We start from the raw sequence: 20,140 nt of genomic DNA, 5'->3' as shown, positions 1-20,140 counted from the left end.
GAACGCCTCATGAAAAAATTAGATAAATTAATTCTAGGGTCCTTTATTGGGCCATTTTTATTGACTTTCATTGTTGTAGACTTTATTCTACTGACTGTAAACATGCTCAAATATTTCGATGAGATATTTGGTAAGGGTTTAGGGTTTGGTGTCTATATGGAGTTGATTGCGTATTTTGTAGTGTCGATTTCTCCCATGGCATTACCATTGGCTGTATTGCTTTCATCGTTGATGACTTTTGGTAATTTAGGGGAACATTTTGAATTGACAGCCATCAAAAGCAGTGGCATATCTTTGGTGAGGGCTTTGATGCCTATCGGTGTTTTTGTTTTTTTTCTGACCATCGCTGCGTTTTTCTCTAACAACTATTTGGTCCCCAAGGTGAATCTTAAAACTTTTAGTCTGCTATACGACATTAGGATGAAATCGCCAGCACTAGATATCAAAGAAGGTGTCTTTTATAATGGAATTCCCAATTATAGCATCAAGGTCAATAAAAAATTGGATGATATCCGTTTGCAGGATGTTATTATCTATGATCATTCTAGTGGGCAAGGTAATTTGAGTGTGATTATGGCTGATTCTGGTAGGATGGAACCTTATTTCAATGACCGCTACATGAAGCTGACGCTGTTTCAGGGAAACAGCTATAATGAAGATAAATCTCAAAGGGGTATTAGGGGAAAGCCGGTTCCTTTTACGAGGACTAAATTTGACAAAAATGAAATAGTCTTCAGTTTGGATGCATTTGAAATGGACAGGACCCCGGAAAACTTATGGTCTTCCAATAGGTCCATAAAGAACATACGTGAGATAAAAATGGATGTAGATTCTATGTCCAATCAACTCGTGAATTACCAATATTATAATTATGCACAGTTAAAGTCTGCTTATTCTTTTTTTAGTAAGCAAAGGGATATTCAGATTCCAGAGGATCTTAAGAGAAAAAAAGCAAAAATAGACTCGCTTAAGGATATTGAATTCAAAAGAAAGATGGCTAGGGAAGAGGAGCTGGCAGGAATGAATAATGTTACGAGATATGTGGAAGAGGAAGAGAATAATGAGGCTGTTAAAGATATTGAATCCCAAGCGAAGATAGATAGTGGCAAAAATGTGACTATTGCTTCAAATGAGATAGAAAAGCCAATTTCAGTTACCAAGGATAGCTTGTCCAAAGGATCTGTCAATGGTTTAGCGAATACGACAAACACCAATAAATTGACCGAGCAGCAAGAAGCGGAGGCGGATACAGTTGCATTTAATAGGGCCAGGAAACTTATGGCTGATAAGAAGAAAGATGAAGAGGATGCAAAAACGGCTTATTTGAATTTTTCCGAAAGGCAAGTGGCCAAGATAGATTCAGTTTTGGAAAACGGACATTATAAATCACGGGCGGCCACGATGAGTTTGCAAAGTGCCAGGACAATTAGGAATAATTTTAGTAGTAATATGGCCAATGTGGATGGGCTTGCCCGAGAGAAGAGGCGATTTGAGATAGCGTGGTATCAAAAATATACACAGGCCTTTGCCTGTATGGTGATGTTTATGATAGGTGCTCCCTTAGGGGCAATAATCAAAAAAGGAGGCTTGGGTATGCCGGTACTCTTGTCCATTATTTTCTTTATCCTCTTTTATATGTTGAATTTGACAGGAGAGAAGTGGGCAAAAGAGGGGATGGCTGATCCTTTGTTCGGAAGTTGGTTTGCCAATATCGCCTTGATTCCTGCAGGTATTTTCTTCTTAAGGCAAGCGAGGAAAGACGCCAGGTTGTTTGAAGCGGATGCCTATTATGCTGCTTTTCAGAAAATCAAAGAGCGCTTTAAGCTAAATAGGCGTAAAAAACTCTAAGGTATTTTACTATTAGAAATAATAGTCATATCTTTGTACCTGCTTTAAATAAACGTAATAATTAATTTTAACTAAGCATGTATTTAACATCAGAGAAAAAATCAGAGTTGTTTCAAAATCATGGTAGGTTAAAGTCTGACAAAGATACAGGATCTCCTGAGTCTCAGATCGCTTTGTTCACATACAGAATCAAGCACTTAACTGACCACTTGAAGACAAACAAAAAAGATCACTCATCAAGATTGGGTCTTTTGAAATTGGTAGGTAAGCGAAGAGCTCTTTTGAACTATCTTTACAAAAATGATATTTCAAGATACAGAGCTGTATTAGCAGACTTAGGACTACGTAAATAATTAGCATGTAAGGTTCCCGACTGCGGGAACCTTACTTTTTTTCTTTTTCCCCATATATTTAAACCTTACTTTTAAAACTAGTCAGAAGATTTATTCTTAAAGAAATCGTATGTTACCAAATGTAATTTCAAAATCTATCGTTCTTGAGGATGGTAGGGAAATCATTATTGAAACCGGTGCATTGGCCAAGCAGGCGGATGGTGCTGTAGTGGTTAAAATGGGCAATGCTATGCTCTTAGCAACCGTTGTTTCAAAAAAAGAAGCGGGAGAGGGTGTTGACTTCCTTCCGATGTCAGTTGATTATCAAGAAAAATTTGCCGCATCAGGCAAGATTCCGGGGGGCTTCTTAAAAAGAGAAGGTAGACTTTCAGATTATGAAATCTTGATCAGCCGAATTGTGGATAGGGCTATCCGTCCGATTTTTCCAGAAGACTATCATGCTGATACCCAGATCATGATCACCCTAATGTCTTCGGATGCCGAAGTGTTGCCTGATTGTTTGGCTGGTTTGGCAGCTTCTGCAGCGCTTGCAGTATCTGATATACCTTTTAATGGACCTATTTCGGAAGTAAGGGTAGCTAAGATTGATGGTGAATTGGTGATCAACCCAACACCTAGCAAATTGGAAGAGGCTACACTAGAATTCATCGTGGCCGGATCATTGGATTTTATCTTAATGGTGGAAGGTGAAGCAGATGAAATCTCTGAGGATGAGATGGTGGAAGCAATTCAGTTTGCTCACGAAGAAATTAAAAAGCATTGCCAAGTTCAGATGGAACTTACCAAATTGGTTGGCAAGGAAGTAAAGAGAGCGTACTCTCATGAGAAAGAGGATTTGGCGCTTTATGAAAAAATGAAGGCTGAACTTTATGACAAATGTTATGAAGTTGTAAGCAAGCAAATCGCTAATAAGACTGAAAGATCTGATTTGATCAGTGCAATCAAGGAAGGATTTGTAGAAAGCTTAGGTGAAGAGCATGAATATGAGGCAGATTTGATCGGTCCATACTTCAAAAAAATCCATAAGGAAGCTGCTAGAAACTTGACCTTGAACGAGAAGAAGCGTTTGGATGGTCGTAAACTTAATGAGGTAAGACCTATATGGTCTGTGGTGGATTATTTACCATCTGCTCATGGTTCTGCAGTATTTACCCGTGGTGAAACCCAATCTGTAACTACTTGTACCCTAGGTACAAAATTGGACGAACAAATGGTGGACGGAGCTGTGATCTCCGGATATAATAAGTTCTTCCTACATTATAATTTCCCTGGATTCTCTACTGGTGAAGTAAGGCCAAACAGAGGTCCTGGACGTAGGGAAGTAGGTCATGGTAATTTGGCTATGAGAGCGCTTAAGAAAGTGCTTCCTAGTGTGGACGAAAACCCATACACCATCCGCGTCGTTTCTGATATCTTGGAATCCAATGGTTCTTCTTCTATGGCTACAGTATGTGCTGGTTCATTGGCCATGATGGATGCGGGTATCCAAATCAAATCTCCTGTTACAGGGATTGCAATGGGCATGATTTCTGATGCTGAAACAGGAAACTACTCTATCCTATCGGATATTTTGGGTGATGAAGATCACTTGGGAGATATGGATTTTAAAGTTACCGGTACTTCTAAAGGGATCACTGCTTGCCAGATGGATCTTAAAGTAGAAGGTTTGGACTATAGTGTATTGAAAGAAGCATTGTACCAAGCAAAAGACGGAAGACTTCATATTTTAGATGAGATTTCTAAGACACTTGCAGCGCCTAAATCTGAGCTTAAGCCACATACTCCAAGGTCATATAATATGACAATTCCTAAGGAGTTGATCGGTGCGGTGATTGGCCCTGGAGGAAAAGTAATCCAAGAAATTCAAAAAGATACCGGAGCAACTATTGTCATTGAGGAAGTAGATAACCTTGGTAAGATCAATATCTTCTCAAACAACCAAGAATCAATGGATTCTGCTATCCAACGTATCAAAAATATTGTAGCTCAGCCTGAGATAGGGGAAACTTATACTGGCATTGTGAAAAATATTATGCCGTTTGGAGCGTTTGTAGAGTTCATGCCAGGTAAAGATGGTCTATTGCACATTTCAGAAATCAAGTGGGAAAGACTTGAAAATATGGATGGAGTATTGGAACCTGGAGAAGAAATAGTTGTTAAACTAATTGATATAGATAAAAAGACTGGAAAATTCAAGCTTTCTAGAAAGGTTCTTTTGCCAAAGCCTGAGAAATCTGGGAAAAAAGATTAAATTATCCAGTAAATTAGTAATTTGAACTTATTTAAGATGTAAATCTGTTATAAGTAAGTCCTAACTAAAAATGAAATTCCTGAATGAGGCAGCTTAAAATTAGCAAACAGATCACTAACCGGGAGAGTCAGTCTCTCGACAAGTATTTACAAGAAATCGGTAAAGTAGACCTTTTGACAGCAGATGAAGAGGTGGTGCTTGCCAAAAGAATCCGGGAAGGTGATCAGCTAGCTCTTGAGAAATTGACTAAAGCGAATTTGAGGTTTGTGGTATCAGTGGCAAAACAGTACCAAAACCAAGGTTTGTCTTTGGGGGATCTTATCAACGAGGGAAACCTTGGGCTTATCAAAGCAGCACAGCGTTTTGATGAAACTAGGGGGTTTAAATTCATTTCATATGCGGTATGGTGGATCAGACAGTCTATTTTGCAGGCTTTGGCCGAGCAATCCAGGATTGTACGTCTTCCTTTGAACCGTGTAGGATCCTTAAATAAAATCAGTAAAACTTTCAGCGAGCTTGAGCAGCGTTTCGAAAGGGAGCCATCTCCAGAAGAATTGGCAGAGGTCTTGGAAGTAACTGCTGGTGAGGTGGTGGACACCATGAAAATCTCTGGCCGTCACGTATCTATGGATGCACCTTTTGTCCAAGGTGAGGAAAATAGCCTATTGGATGTATTGGAGAATGACGGAGAAGAAAAGCCTGATGATGGCTTGATGAACGATTCTTTAAGAAAAGAAGTACAGAGAGCTCTTTCCACACTTACTCAAAGAGAAGCTGATGTGATAACTTTGTATTTTGGTCTTAATGGAGAGCACGCCATGACGCTTGAAGAGATAGGTGAAAAGTTTAACCTGACTCGTGAGCGTGTAAGGCAGATCAAGGAAAAAGCCATCAGAAGGTTGAGACATACTTCAAGAAGTAAGACGCTAAAACCTTATTTAGGATAAAAAATAAGTCATCAGACAGAAAAGGGGCTCTAGCCCCTTTTTTTGTTTCACTATTATTTTTGAATTCCCATTATGTTCCCAGAAATATTTTAATTGAATATTTAGGGAATTTTAACATGAGGATTCTTTGTTAACAAGATTAAAATTCTAAAATTTGCCAACCAAAAATTCTTGGTCAATGAATAAAGAAGCAGAAAAAGTTAAAGTTTTAATCATCGGTTCTGGGCCTGCAGGATATACAGCGGCCATTTATGCATCAAGAGCCGGTCTAAATCCTGTACTATACACAGGAGGACAACCCGGTGGTCAGCTTACTATCACCAATGATGTGGAAAACTATCCTGGATACCCTGAAGGTGTGATGGGGCCACAAATGATGGAAGACTTCAAAAAGCAAGCAGAAAGATTTGGTACGGATGTGCGCTATGGTTTGGTCACAGGTGTTGATTTTAGCTCAAGACCCCATAAAGTGATCGTAGATGAACAGACGGAAGTTCTTGCTGATACAGTAATTATTTCCACAGGAGCATCGGCCAAATGGCTTGGACTGGAAAGTGAAAATAAATTAAATGGAAAAGGTGTTTCCGCCTGTGCTGTTTGTGATGGATTCTTTTTCCGGAACCAGAAAGTAGCCATTGTAGGTGGTGGAGATACAGCATGTGAGGAAGCTTCTTACCTTGCAAATATCTGTGAAAAAGTATATATGCTGGTGAGAAAGGATGAACTTCGTGCTTCTGTAATCATGCAGGAAAGAGTCAAGAACAATCCTAAGATTGAAATCCTTTGGAATACTGAAACGGAAGAAATACTAGGAGAGGATGAAGTAAGTGGTGCTAGGCTTAAGAACAATCAAACAGGAGAAGTATTTGAACTTGATGTAACTGGATTTTTCGTAGCCATTGGTCACCAGCCCAATACACAGATTTTTGAAGGTGTATTGGATATGAATGAAGCTGGATATATCATCACCGAAGCTGGAAGTACGAGAACAAATATCGAAGGAGTGTTTGCCTGTGGTGATGCTCAAGACCATATTTACAGACAAGCAGTAACTGCTGCGGGAACCGGATGTATGTCAGCTCTGGACGCAGAGCGATTTCTTGCAGAAAAAGAGATGGCTTAAAATTCCATGAGTAATAATGCTTTCCGTTTAGTCATAATATTAATACTGTGCATGGGCTTGAATGGAGCTCATGCACAGGTTTTTCCAAAAATTAAGAAGAATACCGAACCGGCAGTAAAGCTGCCAGATGTTCGAAGTATCAATACTTTTGATGTAAAACAGTATCTAGAAGATTTGCACCGTGATACTGATTCTTTGATATATAAGGACAGGGTGGATCTGAGACGTCGCTTGAGTGCAGTAAGTGAAGATACACTTTCCTTGGTATGGGTGCCCACCCATCAGTTGGCGCAAGTAGCTGAAAAAATTCAAATAGATAGTATCTGGGTCACGGCGTTTGAGTACTATTCCTCTTGGGACAGTCAGCGGATCAATAGCTATGATTTTAACCCTAAAGACTTTAAGGATACTATCCCCATAAAACTCTATGATTCATTTTATGGAAGTAATTGGAGCAAGCCGCTTGATCAGACCAAGATCAATTCTGAATTTGGTTTTAGGAGGTATCGCTGGCATCATGGTACTGATTTGGACTTGAATACGGGGGATCCCGTTTATGCTGTCTTTGATGGGATTGTAAGGATGCGTTCTTACGACAGGTATGGTTATGGTTATTATTTGGTGATACGGCATAGAAACGGGCTAGAAACCCTTTATGGCCATTTGTCCAAATTTAATGTAAATGTGGGACAAGAGGTTAAGGCAGGTGAGATGATTGCAAAAGGAGGAAGTACAGGTAGAAGTACAGGGCCGCATTTGCATTTTGAAGTGCGCTATCAGGGCTTGTCCATTAATCCCACTGAGTTATTTGATTTTTCTGTAGGAAGACTAAAAAATAGCGTTTATACGATTACAGCCAATAGTTTTGACCATGTGATAGAAATGCAAAAAGCGGTATATCACAGGGTAAGAAGTGGAGAAAATCTTAGTGTGATAGCAAGGAGGTACGGGACAACTGTACGTCAGATAACCAGAAGAAATAATATTTCTACTAGATCGATTTTGAGAGTAGGGCAAAGATTAAGGATAAGGTAAACTATTAATGCTGTATGCTTGTTAAATGGGAGTTTGAACAAATTTTCATAAAGATAAATTTCTGATGAAGTTAGATATATTAGTGATTGCTGCTCATCCTGATGATGCAGAGTTATCTTGCTCGGGTACCATAGCAGCACATATTGCAAAAGGATATAAGGTTGGTATTTTGGATCTGACCCAAGGAGAAATGGGAACTAGGGGTACTCCTAGCTTGAGATTAGAGGAGTCGAACAAATCTGCTGAAATTCTGCAACTGTCTGCTCGGGAGAATCTTGGTTTTAAAGATGTTTTTTTTAGAGATGATGAACAGCATCACCTTGAAGTAGTTAAAGTGATCCGGAAATACCAACCTGAGATTGTTTTGGCCAATGCTGTAACTGATAGGCATCCGGATCATGGAAAGGGAAGTAGCCTGGCTAGCAATGCATGTTTTATCAGTGGGCTTAGAAAAGTAGAAACCAGTTTTGAAGGGGAAAACCAAGAGGCTTGGAGGCCAAAATATGTTTACCATTATATTCAGACAAATTATATTAAACCTGATTTTGTGTTTGATATATCAGGTTATTGGGAGACTAAGCTGGAGAGTATTAAAGCCTTCAAGTCCCAGTTTTATGATCCCAATAATACAGAACCTGAAAGTTATATAAGCAGTCCTGAGTTTTTTACTTTTATTGAAGCCAGGGCCAAGGAGTTTGGTCAAAGCATCAATGTAAAATATGGAGAAGGCTTTACTGTTGAAAAGATGATTGGTGTGAAAGATCTTTTTGATCTTCAATAAAGGCTGTTTAAAAGGATTAAAAAGAGGTGAGTTTCTACCTCTTTTTTATGGCGCTAACCTGGCTTTGGTCCATTTTCCTGATCTGGTATTTGTATATAAAATCCTGTCGTGTAATCGGCTGGCCCTGCCTTGCCAGAATTCCACCGACTCAGGAATTAGTCTATAGCCACCCCAATGTTCAGGTCTTACAATGGGTTCATGCCTAAATTTTTCAATCATCTCAGCCTCTTTGCTTTCAATAAACTCCCTGTTTGGGATCTCTTGGCTTTGTGGGGAAGCCCAAGCCCCAATTTGACTGGATTTTGGTCTGGTTTTGAAGTAGCTATCTGAAATTTCAGGACTGACCTTTTCGATTTTACCTTCTATTCTCACTTGTCTTTGAAGTTCTGGCCAGAAAAAGGTAAGTGCTGCATAGGGAAATTCTAATAGTTGTTTGCCTTTATTGCTTTGATAATTGGTATAAAAAATAAAACCATTGTCAATGTCCTTCAAAAGGACAATTCTCGATTTTGGTTTATGCATTTCACCTGTGGTAGACAAGTTCATGGCGTTTGGTTCATTGACTTTGGCTGTGATAGCTTCCTCTAACCAAATGCTAAACTGTTTTAATGGGGAATTATCCATGGAGGAAACATCCATGGATTTGAGTGTATATTCTGTTCTAAGTGCTGCGATATCCATTTTTGATCGGTGATTTTTATCGGCATAAAAATACCATTGTTAATTGCATTTATGAAATTTTGACCTATATTAAAGATCAATAATCAAAGACAATTTGATGGATAAAAACGATAAAATCACACCCAAATCTGGACAATTACTGATATCAGAGCCTTTTTTACAGGATGAAAATTTTGTACGGTCGGTTGTGCTGTTATGTGAGAGCAATGAGAACGGTTCGTTTGGTCTTGTGTTGAATAAGTTGTCTATATTAAAGATAAAGGATTTATTGGATGAACTCGAATTCCTGGATATGGAAGTTTATGTGGGGGGGCCGGTTGAGCAGAATACTTTGCACTTCATTTATAAAGGACGGGCGCTATTAGAGGGGAGTATTAAACTAGGGGAAGAATTGTATTGGGGAGGAAATTTTGAAGAGTTGGTCAGTAAGTACAAAGCAGGGGAGGTGGATTTAGAAGGATTTAGGTTTTTTATTGGCTATTCAGGCTGGTCGGAAGGGCAGTTGGAGGATGAATTGAATGAAAAGACATGGATTTTATGTGATCATGCCGATGCTAAGACAATTTTTGATTCGTCCCCAGATGAGCTTTGGAGGGTTGCATTGCGGAATATGGGGGGAGATTTTCAGGTTTTGGCAAATTATCCCATCGACCCAAGATTAAATTAAATTATTTATTACTTTTGCTTATAGCATATTTGGTAAGATGTACTCATAGATATTATGAAGAACGATAAGGAAATGTCAGAAGAAAACAAGGTGACCCAAGAATCAGTTGAATCTACTGAAATGGGTAATCAACAAGAATCGGAAAAAGCAGTTCACCATGAAGATGATCACCACGAGGAAGACCATCATGAAGAAGAACACCATGATGTGGATTATGGTAATTATTCGAAGAAACAACTGGTGGGAGCACTGAAGGAAATTATAGAAAAAGGTAACTTTATAAAAGCCGATCATATTGTTAATGATATCAAGAGTCATTTTGAAGAAGATCATTATAAAAAGGAGAGAGAAGAGGCTTTGAAAGACTTTTTGAATGATGGTGGTGTTGAAGATGATTTTCAGTACAGACAATCAGAAGAGGATAAAATATTTTTTGCCTTATTTGGTGATTTTAAGAACCGTAGGACGGAACAAATAAAAAGCTTGGAGAAGGAAAAGGAGAAGAACCTTTATGCCAAGAATCAAATACTAGAGAAATTAAGAGAGTTGGTGGATGGAGAGGAGACTACCCACAGTATTTCCACCATCAAAGATATACAACAAGAGTGGAAAGAGATCGGTCCTGTACCCGGTGCGCAAAACAAAAGCCTATGGGCTTCATATAATGCACTTATGGATCGGTTTTATGATAATAGAAGTATCTATTTTGAGCTGAAAGAACTTGATCGTAAGAAAAATCTTGAAGGGAAAATAGAGCTTTGTGAGAAGGTGGAAGCCCTTAATGAGGAAGAGGATTTAAGAACAGCAATAAAAGCGCTTAATGACCTTCATGAGGAATTTAAGCATATTGGTCCAGTTCCAAGAGAAGAGCAGGAAAATGTGTGGCAAAGGTTTAAGGGAGCCTCAGATGCTATTTACGCAAAACGCAAGGCTTATTATGAGAGCCAAAAGGAAGTTTTCAAGGAAAATCAGGTTAAGAAGGAAGCCTTGATCAAGCAGCTGGATGAATTTAAAGAATTCAAAGCCAATCGGATAAAAGAATGGAATACTAAAACCAAGGAAATTCTGGCTATTCAGAAGGAGTGGGAGGCGATAGGTCCTGTGCCTAGGGAGTGTGGTAGAGATATTAATAGAAATTTCTGGGGTTGTTTCAAACAGTTTTTCCATAATAAGAATTTGTTTTTTAAGGAGCTTGATGAGATCCGTAGAGTAAATAAAGAAAAGGCTGAGGGGCTGATTGAGAAAGCAGAAGAACTAAAAGAGAGTACTGATTGGCAAAATACCTCAAATGCCTTAATAAAGCTTCAGCAGGAATGGAAAAAGCTAGGGCCTACACCAGAAAAGGTCAGAGATGAACTTTACAGAAAATTTAAATCGGCTTGTGATACTTTTTTTGATAATAGGAGACAGGCCAATAAGGAAACCAATCAGGAGTTTGAAAAGAACTTAGAATTAAAGGAAGCTATATGTGAAAAAATAAGTGCCTTACCTGGTTCTGAGGAGCTTACTATTGAGTATCTAGAGAAGTTAGTGGAAGAGTATAATAGCATAGGGTTCGTTCCAAGGAAAAATATAAAGGGTATCGCAGCTAAGTTCAATGAAGCCGTCGAATCTTGTGTGGATGTAATGGACACTGATGGAGAGAACAGAGAAGAATTCTTGTTCCGTTTGAATTTGAACAAGATTCAATCTGATCCCAATTCTGATAGGGTGTTCAATAAAAAGGAACATGGCATCAGAAAACAAATCAGTGATCTTGAGAATAATATTACATTGTGGAAAAATAACCTCGAATTTTTTGCTTCATCGAAAACTGCAGATAAGCTGAAAGATCAGTTTGATCAGAAAATTGAGAAAGCCGAAGAGGAGATTGAGAAGCTCAAGAAAAAACTTTCCATTTTAAGGGAATTTTAAGTTTCTAATAGTTAGGGAGATAAATATATCTCCCTAATTTTTTTTCAAAATCGTTTGGGATGATATGATAATGCCCATATATTTGCACTCGCAATAAGGGAAAAGCCCAAGCAAAAGAAAGACAAGATCTTTTCAAGATTTATTGAAAAAGTAAAACAAAAAGCTTCCTTATCCCGATAGCAATCGGGATGTTAGAGTAAAAAGCCTCCTTAGCTCAGCTGGTAGAGCAACTGACTTGTAATCAGTAGGTCGTTGGTTCGATCCCGACAGGAGGCTCAACTTTCAAAATCTGGAAAAGTGGTTTTGTCATTCTTTTAAAACAGAAACTCTAAGTATCTTAGTAATATTGGAGTTGGAAGAAAAAAATCTTGATTCTAATAGTTTTGTTGGGATGATAGAGCAAAAAGCCTCCTTAGCTCAGCTGGTAGAGCAACTGACTTGTAATCAGTAGGTCGTTGGTTCGATCCCGACAGGAGGCTCAGAAGGACAGTGATTTCACTGTCCTTTTTTTGTTATGTCAATTTGTATTCAAAATCGATAGATAGTTGTCAGGTTTGATTTCTATGGGGTATAAATAAATGAGTCGATGCTATGAAACGCCTCATTTATTTAAAAACGTCATTATTAGTTAGAAGAAAAATGGATGGGGATGATGAGATATACGATTAATTCACAGGAGGTAAAAATCCATCTTCCCTCATTTGTTTATAAGATTCATTGAGAATGTTTTTAACTGTCTTTTCAATGGAATTTGGATTTACTGTGGAACTGATCGCAGACCATATTAATTCATTTTTTTCTAAAGAGTATAAACTGACTTCGATAAGATAATTGGTGTTTTCTTGGTATTATCCTGGATCATAATATCCGCCCCAATAGTAGCTATATCGTCCATAATAGCCTCCGGTATAGGAACCTGGTACATAGTTTTGGGTCTTCTCTTTGTCTACTAGTTTTAAAACCAATACGCCATCAATATTTTGATCTCTTAAGATATCTCCACTTTTGTCTTTGTCCATCGATACTTCTTGGCTATTCAGAACTTGATATGAAGGGACAAAAATTGGGTTTTCCCTAACAAGTTCATCTTCCGCTTGTCTTCTTGCCGATTCTGTATTGGCCAATACTACAGCCATTATTTTTGTGAAATTTGTGTTTGCTGTATTCGCTCCAGGTTCTTTCCATGAACTTACTATTGATGTGCTGCTTGAACATGCCATCATAAGTAGCAAAGCCAAAATGAATAAGTTTTTCATAAGTATTAAGGTTAGTTTTTAAAGTAATTTATTGGTCTAGGTCAGATAGTAATTTTTGGGTTCCCTCTTTAAGGTTTTTATATGCCTGCTTGTCATTGGTAGAAACTATGCCTTCAGCTACTCCCTGCCAGAGCAGTTTTTGTGACTTTGCATTAACTAAATCTAAAGTAAAGGCTCCCTCGTTATAGCGTCCTACTTCTACTTCTTCTACTTCCCAGTGATACCTTCTTTGTCCAATATAGGTAGGGGGATCACTTCTTAAGTCTGTTTCCCTAGTTTGTATTTTTTCTTCAAGGACAATTCCTATGTTGACAAGTAGCTCGGGAGATGAGGAATCCTTTTCCAAACCATATTCTTTGAATTTTTCTTCTATGGCTTCTTTGATCCAGTCCACACGTTTTTCAAATTCGGGCATCTCGTCGATATTCAGTTCTGTTTGATAAAAATCAAAGCTTTGGTAGTTGTTGATGTTAAAGTTTTCTACAGATGTAGTGCTGATAATCTTTCCTGAGGAGCAACTACTTAATAAATAAATCAAAAATAAGAGGAATGTGAAGCTTTGGATATTCATGATCTTATACTTTGAAAATTGGTTAGAAATAAATCTAATATGTGTATCCGTTTTACTGCACGTATGGGTAAGTGCCCGCAATAACGAGCCTTTCAAAGAGTCCTTTGCCAAAATATCTTCGGTTCAATCTGTAAACAAACTCATTTAAATAGTTCTGTAAATATTTATAAGTTATCATGTGATATACCCCCAACAGGGTTCTTTTAAGATTACTGATTGCTTTGTGTACCCATTTTAAGGTGTCGTTTACGGACTCCTTTCCCGATGGAACGGCCAAATGGGTGGCCACCACTTCCTCTATTTTCGAGTAGGCCGTGTTCTTGTCTGTAAACAGTACCACATCCCCTACGGTATTGGCCCGGATAAAGGCATTGACACTCTCGCAGTCCACTTTGTCCATGACCCTCATTTTGAAATAGCCACAGCGCTTTGTTTTCTGCCCGGAATCCAGGTCTTCCAAGGGTACCGATTCGGCCGCCACCGCTACTGCGGTCTGTTTCTGGCTGCCTTTTCCACGTTTAAGCTGACCCAAGATCTGGTTCTCCTGTACGGTTTCCATATAACACTCGTCATATTCAATCATGTCACTGAGGATATAAAGCTCATCTCGTTGTCCCATGGCTGACCGTATCCTGTGCATCAGACGGAAAGTGGTCTCATATCGGCTAAGCCCCAGTTGCCGCTGGAGCTCAAGGCAGGAAAACCCTTTCTTGGTCGCCGACATAAACAGCATGGCCAATAGCCAGATACGGAGCGGAAGCTTGCTGTTTTCCATTACCGTCCCTGATTTAAGAGAAGAACGTCTCCGACAACTGCTGCATTCGAAAAACCTGCCGTTGGCAAACCAATAGTGTCGGGTTATCTTCTCACAGTTTTTGCACCGTATACCGCTTTTCTCACGGTATTTCTTGATGTATTGTTCACAACTTTCCTCATCTGGGAAATGGCCCGTAAATTCTATAAGGTTCATAGCTTTTCTTGTTTTTATGCAAGAAAACAACTATCCTGATACCTTGAAATTTAATGACACGTATTGTCATATTTTATTACGTGCACTCTTACGGATACACATAAAATCTAATATTAATTGGACTGAAATATTGGAAAGTTCTTTTGGTCTAAATCTCTTTGAAGTCTACCGCTTAACGGCAGAGAAGTTTATTTAAAATGAATTATATAAAAATACAAAGAATATTAGCTGTCAATTGAATTTTGAAATCAGATATGCAAAATATTCAAAGATTATTCGGTAAAAATTGGCAGGACAAAGGTCGGAGACAGTTTTAAATCATTATTGTATTTTGCGATTTTTATTTTTTTAAGCTAGAGCCATTTACTTTTTACCCATCACTTTAAAAGTTGGGGAAGTCTTGTTAGAAATGCTGAAACCTTTTGGGGAATACCACTTGTATAAAAGTGTTTTATCATATTTAATGGTTATTTTAGATTCGTTTTATAATACCAAACTGTATGAAGTTAAAAATCCGATTACTATTTTCTTTTATTTTGATTTCTATTTTAGGACAGGCTACTGCTGGAGAAATCACCTCTCAACCTTCCTCATATATTTACCATCTGTTATTAAGGTTAAATGAAACCAAGAGGGTTTTATATATAGCAGCCCATCCAGATGATGAGAATACTAGGTTAATAGCTTATTTAGGTAACAAAGAGCATGTGCAAGTAGGTTATATGTCGCTTACCAGAGGTGACGGAGGACAAAACCTGATTGGTAAAGAATTAGGTGTGGAATTGGGGATGATCAGAACGCAGGAGCTTTTGAAGGCAAGGAAGATAGATGGAGGACAACAATTTTTCTCAAGGGCGATTGATTTTGGATATAGTAAGAACCCAACGGAGACCCTTAATAATTGGGATAAGGAAAAATTACTTTCAGATGTTGTTTGGGTAATTCGAAATTATCAACCTGATATTATTATCAACAGATTCAATACCACACCGGGGACCACCCATGGTCATCATACCACTTCGGCCATCCTCTCCACGGAAGCTTTTAGAGCTGCGGCAGACCCTAATGCTTTTCCAGAACAACTGGATAAAGTAGATGTTTGGCAAGCAAAAAGGGTGTTTTGGAATGCCTACAGCTGGGGAGGCCCTTATGAACCCAGCGGGGAAGCTGTTTTTCATTCCTTTCCAGTGGGAGACTATAATGATCTTTTGGGAACGACCTATGCACAAATAGCAGCTGACAGCCGTACCATGCACAAATCTCAGGGTTTTGGCTCAACAGCTTCAGTTGGAGATTCTGAGGATATTATTGAATTAGTGGACGGTGAAGAGTTTGAAAATGATCCTTTTGAGGGAGTTGAAAATCGTTGGGAAACCATTACAAAAGGAAAAGAGATACAGTTGGCCTTAGACAAGGCTATTTCAGATTTTGATTTTGTTAATCTTGAAAACAACCTTTCCAATCTCCTTAAGGTAAAAAAGCTTTTGACGGATCTTGATGGAGATGCGAAGTGGATCAGGGAAAAAAAGGAGCTGATCAATGAAATTATTTCTGATGTCCTTGGACTTAAGGTGGAGTTTTTAGCAGATCAAGAAGAAGCGTATATTGGAGAATCGGTCAATGCAAGTTTTATTTTTAATAATCCTTCTTCTATTCCAGTAAAAGTGAGGAAGATTGATGTTCTTCATGACAATCACGATTTGAATGCCACAGTCATGGATAATGAGGTGTTGAGGGAGAAAATGAACTTGAGCTTTGAAACAGGGGAAAAAGTATCTCAACCTTACTGGATTGAAAAGGAACCTGAGAGCAAGTTATATAATGTAACGGATCAGAACCAAATAGGAAGGGCCTTCAACGCGCCTACTGTGGTAGGAATAGTTAGTTTTGAAGTTGAGGGCCAGAGCATACAGATGAATGTTCCTTTGCGCTATAAATTTAATGACCCGGTAGATGGTGAAACCAAGCAACCCTTTGTGTTGATACCTGCAGTAGAACTGAGTATAGAGCAGGATCAGGTTTATGCCATAGCAGGTAAGCCTGCTGTTTTTAATATTAAGGTTAAGTTTAATGACAAACTAGTTCCGGGACGTTTGGAGCTGGAAGGATTAGCTCAAAGTGCCTATAAGATAATAGAGCAAGGGTTTAAGGAAGATAAAGATAAAAGCATTAATGAGATTAGTTATCAAATCAGTATTAACGGTGATGCCAAAATAGGAAAAACAAGTATTGCGGCTCAGTATATTACAGATGAGGGACTAATATATGATCAAGGAATCAGGCGTATCAATTATAAACACATTCCAAACCTCACTTATTTCCCGAAAGCCAAGTTTGATTTGATAAAATTGGATTTGAAAACTACTAATCAAAGAATCGCCTATATCCCGGGGGCAGGAGATGATGTGGCGCAGGTATTACAGAATCTGGGCTATTCCGTATCAATTTTGGAAAGTGGCAACATAGATGAGGCAAGGCTTTCAGTTTTTTCAACTGTCATAGTAGGAATCAGGGCATTCAATGTCAATGAACAACTGGTGAGTCAGTTTGATCAATTAATGAAATACGTAGAAAATGGCGGGAATTTAATTATTCAGTACAATACTACAGCATCCTTGATGAGAGATCAATTGGGTCCATATCCATTTGACATCACCAGAAAAAGAGTGGCAGTAGAGGATTCGCCAGTTTCAGTGGATTTTTTAGCCCATCCGGTTATGCAAGGACCCAATCCAATAAGTATGGAAGACTTTGACGGTTGGGTACAGGAAAGAGGCTTATATTTTCCGGATAATTGGGACGGGAAGTACATCACGCCATTGACCATGAATGATCCAGAAGAAAACCCCAGTAAAGGGAGCCTATTATTGGCCAATTATGGAAAAGGTACTTATTGCTATACAGGGATTTCTTGGTTCAGGCTATTGCCAGCAGGTGTGCCAGGAGCGATTAAACTTTTCGTTAATCTAATAGAACAAGGTGATGAATGAACCCAAGGTAAACTGGAATAGAATATATGGTCTTTTAATATTGGTTTTGGCTGGCTTGATACTTTTGTTTTATACCATTACCCAATATTATTCATGAGTTATCTTGATTGGATTGTTCTATTTGGTACATTATTTATCATCATTGGCTATGGTGTGTATAAGACCTATGGGCCAAAAGACATGGATAGTTACCTAAAGGGAGGAAATGAACTGGGCTGGTGGACCATAGGCTTGTCAATCATGGCCACTCAGGCATCAGCGATCACCTTTTTGAGTACTCCCGGGCAAGCCTATCAGGATGGGATGCGGTTTGTGCAGTTTTATTTTGGCTTGCCGATAGCCATGATTATCCTTTCTGTAACTTTTCTTCCCATTTATTATAAGCTAAAGGTTTACACTGCTTATGAGTTTTTGGAGTCAAGGTTCGATTTGAAAACCAGGACTCTGGCGGCATTTTTATTTTTGATCCAAAGAGGGCTGGCAGCTGGAATTACAATATATGGACCGGCCATTATTCTTTCCACCTTACTGAATTGGAATTTGACCTTTACCAATGTGTTTATTGGTATGGTGGTGATTGTCTATACGGTTACAGGGGGGACCAAAGCCGTTTCCATCACTCAGAAGCAGCAAATGACGGTCATGATGGGAGGGATGATCCTAGCAGGAATTTTGGTGATCAATATGCTTCCTGTTTCTTTTAATGATGCCATGCATGTGGCAGGGAAGATGGGTAAGTTAAATATCGTCAATTTTGAATTTGATTTGGGGGATAGGTATAATTTCTGGTCTGGGATCACAGGTGCGCTATTTTTGTTTTTGTCTTATTTTGGCACAGACCAGTCTCAAGTCCAAAGGTACCTCAACGGTAGGTCCTTGACAGAAAGCAGAAAGGGCTTGATTATGAATGGCTTCTTGAAGGTGCCCATGCAATTTGTCATCCTGTTCATTGGGGTTATGGTATTCGTTTTTTACCAATTTTATGAGCCTCCGATATTTTTTAACAAGGTGCAAACCGAAAAATTGGCCAAAAGTGAATATAAGGAAGAGTTTGATCAGCTTGAAGCATCATATAGTCAGGTGTTTGAGGATAAAAATACCGCGTTATATGCTATGATTGAGGCAGAAAATAGAGGGAATGAGGCTAAAGTTGAAGAATTGAAGACGCAGATAGGGGAAAGTCAGGAAAAGCAGGAAGCCATTAGGCAAGATGTAAAAGAACTGATCCTGAAAAATGAGCCTAAGGCAGAAACTAGGGATACGGATTATGTATTTATGCGGTTTGTAATGGACTATCTTCCATCAGGTGTTGTAGGACTTTTATTTGCAGTGATTTTTTCTGCAGCCATGTCCAGTACGGCGTCTGAACTCAATGCCTTGGGATCTACATCCACGGTGGACATCTATAAGCGTTCTATCAATAGAAATGGTACAGAAAGGCATTATACCCTTTCATCTAAATTGCTCACGGCAGTTTGGGGCATATTTGCCATACTCTTTGCTACCTACGCCACTTTATTTGAAAATCTCATTCAGGCAGTGAATCTTTTGGGCTCCCTGTTTTATGGAACCATCCTAGGGATATTTTTGGTGGGATTTTATATGAAATGGGTAAGAGGAAATGCTGTTTTTATTGCCGCGTTGATTGCGGAAGCAATTATACTTTTGATCCATTGGAAAAATGGAGGTGAGTTATTGGGCATTACTATTGACATAGGTTATTTATGGTACAATGCCATTGGTTGCTTGTTAGTAATGGCGCTGTCAGCCATTATCCAGCTGTTCAATAAAAAGGCATAATTATTTGAAGAAGAAATGAAAAGACCATAAGCCAAATACTTATGGTCTCTTTAACGTGGATTTATTTTAGTGAGTTGATCAATCGCTCATTAAGGCCGACATAATCCATGTTTTTGGCTTCTCTGGCCATTTCAGCAGAAAGGCTTGCACTTTTTATTGCTTCCTCTTTCATGCCCAGTTTGTCCTCTATTTTGGCCTTTAAGTGCATGGTCCAATACTTAGGATCGTCTTTAACGGATCTTTCTATCCAATCATGGGCGGTTTCGAGATCCTTGTCTTGAGAATAATAGTACGAAGCTGCTTGGTAAAGCAATCCTGGATTATCTGAATTTTGGTCAATAACCAAGTCCTGAATTTGGCTCATCACTACTGCTTCTACTTCTGTTTCAATATTAAAGCTGATAGCTGCTTTTTCCCAGTTCAAGTTTAATGTAGCCCCAGAGTCTGTTAGTTTATTGAAACTGATTTCCATGGTTTCAACATCTTTACGGCTTTTTTCAACAGGTACCTTAAATCTCAGAACATCATTTTCAGGGGTGTAGCCTATTGAGCCCCATAATTCAAGATTGTCCGAGAGGATAATGGTCCACTCTTTTTTGTCAGGAATACTGTAAAGTGCATAAGTGCCTTCTGGGAGTTTTTTCCCTTCAATGATCACATCGGTGTTAAAGGAGATTTTGGTGCTGGAATTAGCTCCAGTTCTCCATACCTCACCATAAGGAACCAGAACGCCAAAGATTTTCCTTCCTTTTACACTTGGTCGACTATATTCCACCTTTACATCGGTAAGGCCTATTTTCTGGCTGATGGTGGCCGACGGGCTTGCCTGAGGCATTTGGATTTGCTGTGCAACTGCCATAAAAGTTGCAGTCATGCTTAGGAGCATAATGAAGATACTGACGCTTAGCTTCATAGATAATTCGAATTGGTTTAATTGTAAGAAGTAATATTAA

Annotated in this window: 16 protein-coding genes and 2 tRNA genes; 13 read left to right on the top strand and 5 right to left on the bottom strand. The window is 38.8% G+C overall.

Annotated elements, in window-relative coordinates:
• Positions 1-9 precede the first annotated feature (9 nt).
• From KZP23_RS18625 to bshB1, 7 genes are all read left to right on the top strand, one after another.
• The gene (locus KZP23_RS18625) at positions 10-1,848 is read left to right on the top strand and encodes an LptF/LptG family permease (RefSeq protein ID WP_226333281.1); all 1,839 of its coding nucleotides are present in this window, start codon (positions 10-12) and stop codon (positions 1,846-1,848) included.
• A gap of 77 nt (positions 1,849-1,925) precedes the next feature.
• Positions 1,926-2,201 carry a 30S ribosomal protein S15 gene (gene rpsO, locus KZP23_RS18620; RefSeq protein WP_186757916.1) on the top strand — a complete coding sequence of 92 codons (276 nt, stop codon included), beginning with the start codon at positions 1,926-1,928 and terminating at the stop codon, positions 2,199-2,201.
• A gap of 109 nt (positions 2,202-2,310) precedes the next feature.
• Positions 2,311-4,452, top strand: a complete 2,142-nt coding sequence (gene pnp / locus KZP23_RS18615; protein ID WP_215226753.1) for a polyribonucleotide nucleotidyltransferase — start codon at positions 2,311-2,313, stop codon at positions 4,450-4,452.
• Between the two features lie 83 nt (positions 4,453-4,535).
• Positions 4,536-5,399 carry a sigma-70 family RNA polymerase sigma factor gene (locus KZP23_RS18610; RefSeq protein WP_015267200.1) on the top strand — a complete coding sequence of 288 codons (864 nt, stop codon included), beginning with the start codon at positions 4,536-4,538 and terminating at the stop codon, positions 5,397-5,399.
• A 178-nt stretch (positions 5,400-5,577) separates the two neighbouring features.
• Entirely contained in the window at positions 5,578-6,522 is a 945-nt protein-coding gene (gene trxB / locus KZP23_RS18605; RefSeq protein ID WP_226333280.1) for a thioredoxin-disulfide reductase, read from the top strand.
• Positions 6,523-6,528: 6 nt separating this feature from the next.
• Entirely contained in the window at positions 6,529-7,557 is a 1,029-nt protein-coding gene (locus tag KZP23_RS18600) for a M23 family metallopeptidase (protein WP_226333279.1), read from the top strand.
• A 64-nt stretch (positions 7,558-7,621) separates the two neighbouring features.
• Positions 7,622-8,338: a bacillithiol biosynthesis deacetylase BshB1 gene (bshB1, locus tag KZP23_RS18595; protein WP_226333278.1), complete on the top strand. Its 717-nt coding sequence runs from the start codon at positions 7,622-7,624 to the stop codon at positions 8,336-8,338.
• Between the two features lie 45 nt (positions 8,339-8,383).
• Here bshB1 and pdxH read toward each other — a convergent pair whose 3' ends face one another.
• Positions 8,384-9,019 carry a pyridoxamine 5'-phosphate oxidase gene (gene pdxH / locus KZP23_RS18590; protein ID WP_226333277.1) on the bottom strand — a complete coding sequence of 212 codons (636 nt, stop codon included), beginning with the start codon at positions 9,017-9,019 and terminating at the stop codon, positions 8,384-8,386.
• Between the two features lie 97 nt (positions 9,020-9,116).
• Between pdxH and KZP23_RS18585 the strand changes: the two genes are divergently transcribed.
• The 4 genes from KZP23_RS18585 to KZP23_RS18570 all read left to right on the top strand — a co-directional run bounded on the left by KZP23_RS18585 (position 9,117) and on the right by KZP23_RS18570 (position 12,079).
• Entirely contained in the window at positions 9,117-9,686 is a 570-nt protein-coding gene (locus tag KZP23_RS18585) for a YqgE/AlgH family protein (protein WP_226333276.1), read from the top strand.
• Positions 9,687-9,740: 54 nt separating this feature from the next.
• Complete coding sequence (locus KZP23_RS18580) at positions 9,741-11,600, top strand: DUF349 domain-containing protein (RefSeq protein WP_226333275.1); 1,860 nt, start codon at positions 9,741-9,743, stop codon at positions 11,598-11,600.
• Between the two features lie 203 nt (positions 11,601-11,803).
• Positions 11,804-11,876: transfer RNA gene (locus KZP23_RS18575), tRNA-Thr, on the top strand.
• A gap of 130 nt (positions 11,877-12,006) precedes the next feature.
• Positions 12,007-12,079 (top strand) — tRNA-Thr (locus tag KZP23_RS18570).
• 369 nt (positions 12,080-12,448) lie between these two features.
• Here the strand turns inward: KZP23_RS18570 and KZP23_RS18565 are convergent.
• From KZP23_RS18565 to KZP23_RS18555, 3 genes are read right to left on the bottom strand one after another with little or no spacing between them, the layout of a single operon-like run.
• Positions 12,449-12,856, bottom strand: a complete 408-nt coding sequence (locus tag KZP23_RS18565; RefSeq protein WP_226333274.1) for a hypothetical protein — start codon at positions 12,854-12,856, stop codon at positions 12,449-12,451.
• Between the two features lie 28 nt (positions 12,857-12,884).
• The gene (locus KZP23_RS18560) at positions 12,885-13,427 is read right to left on the bottom strand and encodes a DUF4136 domain-containing protein (RefSeq protein WP_226333273.1); all 543 of its coding nucleotides are present in this window, start codon (positions 13,425-13,427) and stop codon (positions 12,885-12,887) included.
• Between the two features lie 52 nt (positions 13,428-13,479).
• Positions 13,480-14,397 (bottom strand): IS1595 family transposase, encoded by a 918-nt coding sequence (locus tag KZP23_RS18555; protein ID WP_226332547.1) that lies wholly within the window; start codon positions 14,395-14,397, stop codon positions 13,480-13,482.
• Positions 14,398-14,897: 500 nt separating this feature from the next.
• Here KZP23_RS18555 and KZP23_RS18550 point away from each other — a divergent pair, with 500 nt between their 5' ends.
• Positions 14,898-17,387, top strand: coding sequence for a PIG-L family deacetylase (locus KZP23_RS18550; protein WP_226333272.1), 2,490 nt, complete (start codon positions 14,898-14,900; stop codon positions 17,385-17,387).
• 93 nt (positions 17,388-17,480) lie between these two features.
• Positions 17,481-19,187 carry a sodium:solute symporter family transporter gene (locus KZP23_RS18545; RefSeq protein ID WP_226333271.1) on the top strand — a complete coding sequence of 569 codons (1,707 nt, stop codon included), beginning with the start codon at positions 17,481-17,483 and terminating at the stop codon, positions 19,185-19,187.
• 61 nt (positions 19,188-19,248) lie between these two features.
• On the opposite strand, the gene KZP23_RS18540 is transcribed toward KZP23_RS18545, so the two are convergent.
• Positions 19,249-20,061, bottom strand: a complete 813-nt coding sequence (locus tag KZP23_RS18540; protein WP_226333270.1) for a DUF2911 domain-containing protein — start codon at positions 20,059-20,061, stop codon at positions 19,249-19,251.
• Between the last annotated feature and the right edge of the window lie 79 nt (positions 20,062-20,140).

This window comes from Echinicola marina (assembly GCF_020463795.1).
Taxonomy (GTDB): Bacteria; Bacteroidota; Bacteroidia; order Cytophagales; family Cyclobacteriaceae; genus Echinicola; species Echinicola marina.
Note: the sequence above shows the minus strand (reverse complement) of the source record. Positions and strands in the feature narration are given on the sequence as shown.

What these genes read in the sequence shown, in the direction of transcription:
- KZP23_RS18625 (WP_226333281.1), top strand. Translation starts at nt 10, where the DNA reads ATGAAAAAATTAGATAAATTAATTCTAGGGTCCTTTATTGGGCCATTT.
- rpsO (WP_186757916.1), top strand. Translation starts at nt 1,926, where the DNA reads ATGTATTTAACATCAGAGAAAAAATCAGAGTTGTTTCAAAATCATGGT.
- pnp (WP_215226753.1), top strand. Translation starts at nt 2,311, where the DNA reads ATGTTACCAAATGTAATTTCAAAATCTATCGTTCTTGAGGATGGTAGG.
- KZP23_RS18610 (WP_015267200.1), top strand. Translation starts at nt 4,536, where the DNA reads ATGAGGCAGCTTAAAATTAGCAAACAGATCACTAACCGGGAGAGTCAG.
- trxB (WP_226333280.1), top strand. Translation starts at nt 5,578, where the DNA reads ATGAATAAAGAAGCAGAAAAAGTTAAAGTTTTAATCATCGGTTCTGGG.
- KZP23_RS18600 (WP_226333279.1), top strand. Translation starts at nt 6,529, where the DNA reads ATGAGTAATAATGCTTTCCGTTTAGTCATAATATTAATACTGTGCATG.
- bshB1 (WP_226333278.1), top strand. Translation starts at nt 7,622, where the DNA reads ATGAAGTTAGATATATTAGTGATTGCTGCTCATCCTGATGATGCAGAG.
- pdxH (WP_226333277.1), bottom strand. Translation starts at nt 9,019, where the DNA reads ATGGATATCGCAGCACTTAGAACAGAATATACACTCAAATCCATGGAT.
- KZP23_RS18585 (WP_226333276.1), top strand. Translation starts at nt 9,117, where the DNA reads ATGGATAAAAACGATAAAATCACACCCAAATCTGGACAATTACTGATA.
- KZP23_RS18580 (WP_226333275.1), top strand. Translation starts at nt 9,741, where the DNA reads ATGAAGAACGATAAGGAAATGTCAGAAGAAAACAAGGTGACCCAAGAA.
- KZP23_RS18565 (WP_226333274.1), bottom strand. Translation starts at nt 12,856, where the DNA reads ATGAAAAACTTATTCATTTTGGCTTTGCTACTTATGATGGCATGTTCA.
- KZP23_RS18560 (WP_226333273.1), bottom strand. Translation starts at nt 13,427, where the DNA reads ATGAATATCCAAAGCTTCACATTCCTCTTATTTTTGATTTATTTATTA.
- KZP23_RS18555 (WP_226332547.1), bottom strand. Translation starts at nt 14,397, where the DNA reads ATGAACCTTATAGAATTTACGGGCCATTTCCCAGATGAGGAAAGTTGT.
- KZP23_RS18550 (WP_226333272.1), top strand. Translation starts at nt 14,898, where the DNA reads ATGAAGTTAAAAATCCGATTACTATTTTCTTTTATTTTGATTTCTATT.
- KZP23_RS18545 (WP_226333271.1), top strand. Translation starts at nt 17,481, where the DNA reads ATGAGTTATCTTGATTGGATTGTTCTATTTGGTACATTATTTATCATC.
- KZP23_RS18540 (WP_226333270.1), bottom strand. Translation starts at nt 20,061, where the DNA reads ATGACTGCAACTTTTATGGCAGTTGCACAGCAAATCCAAATGCCTCAG.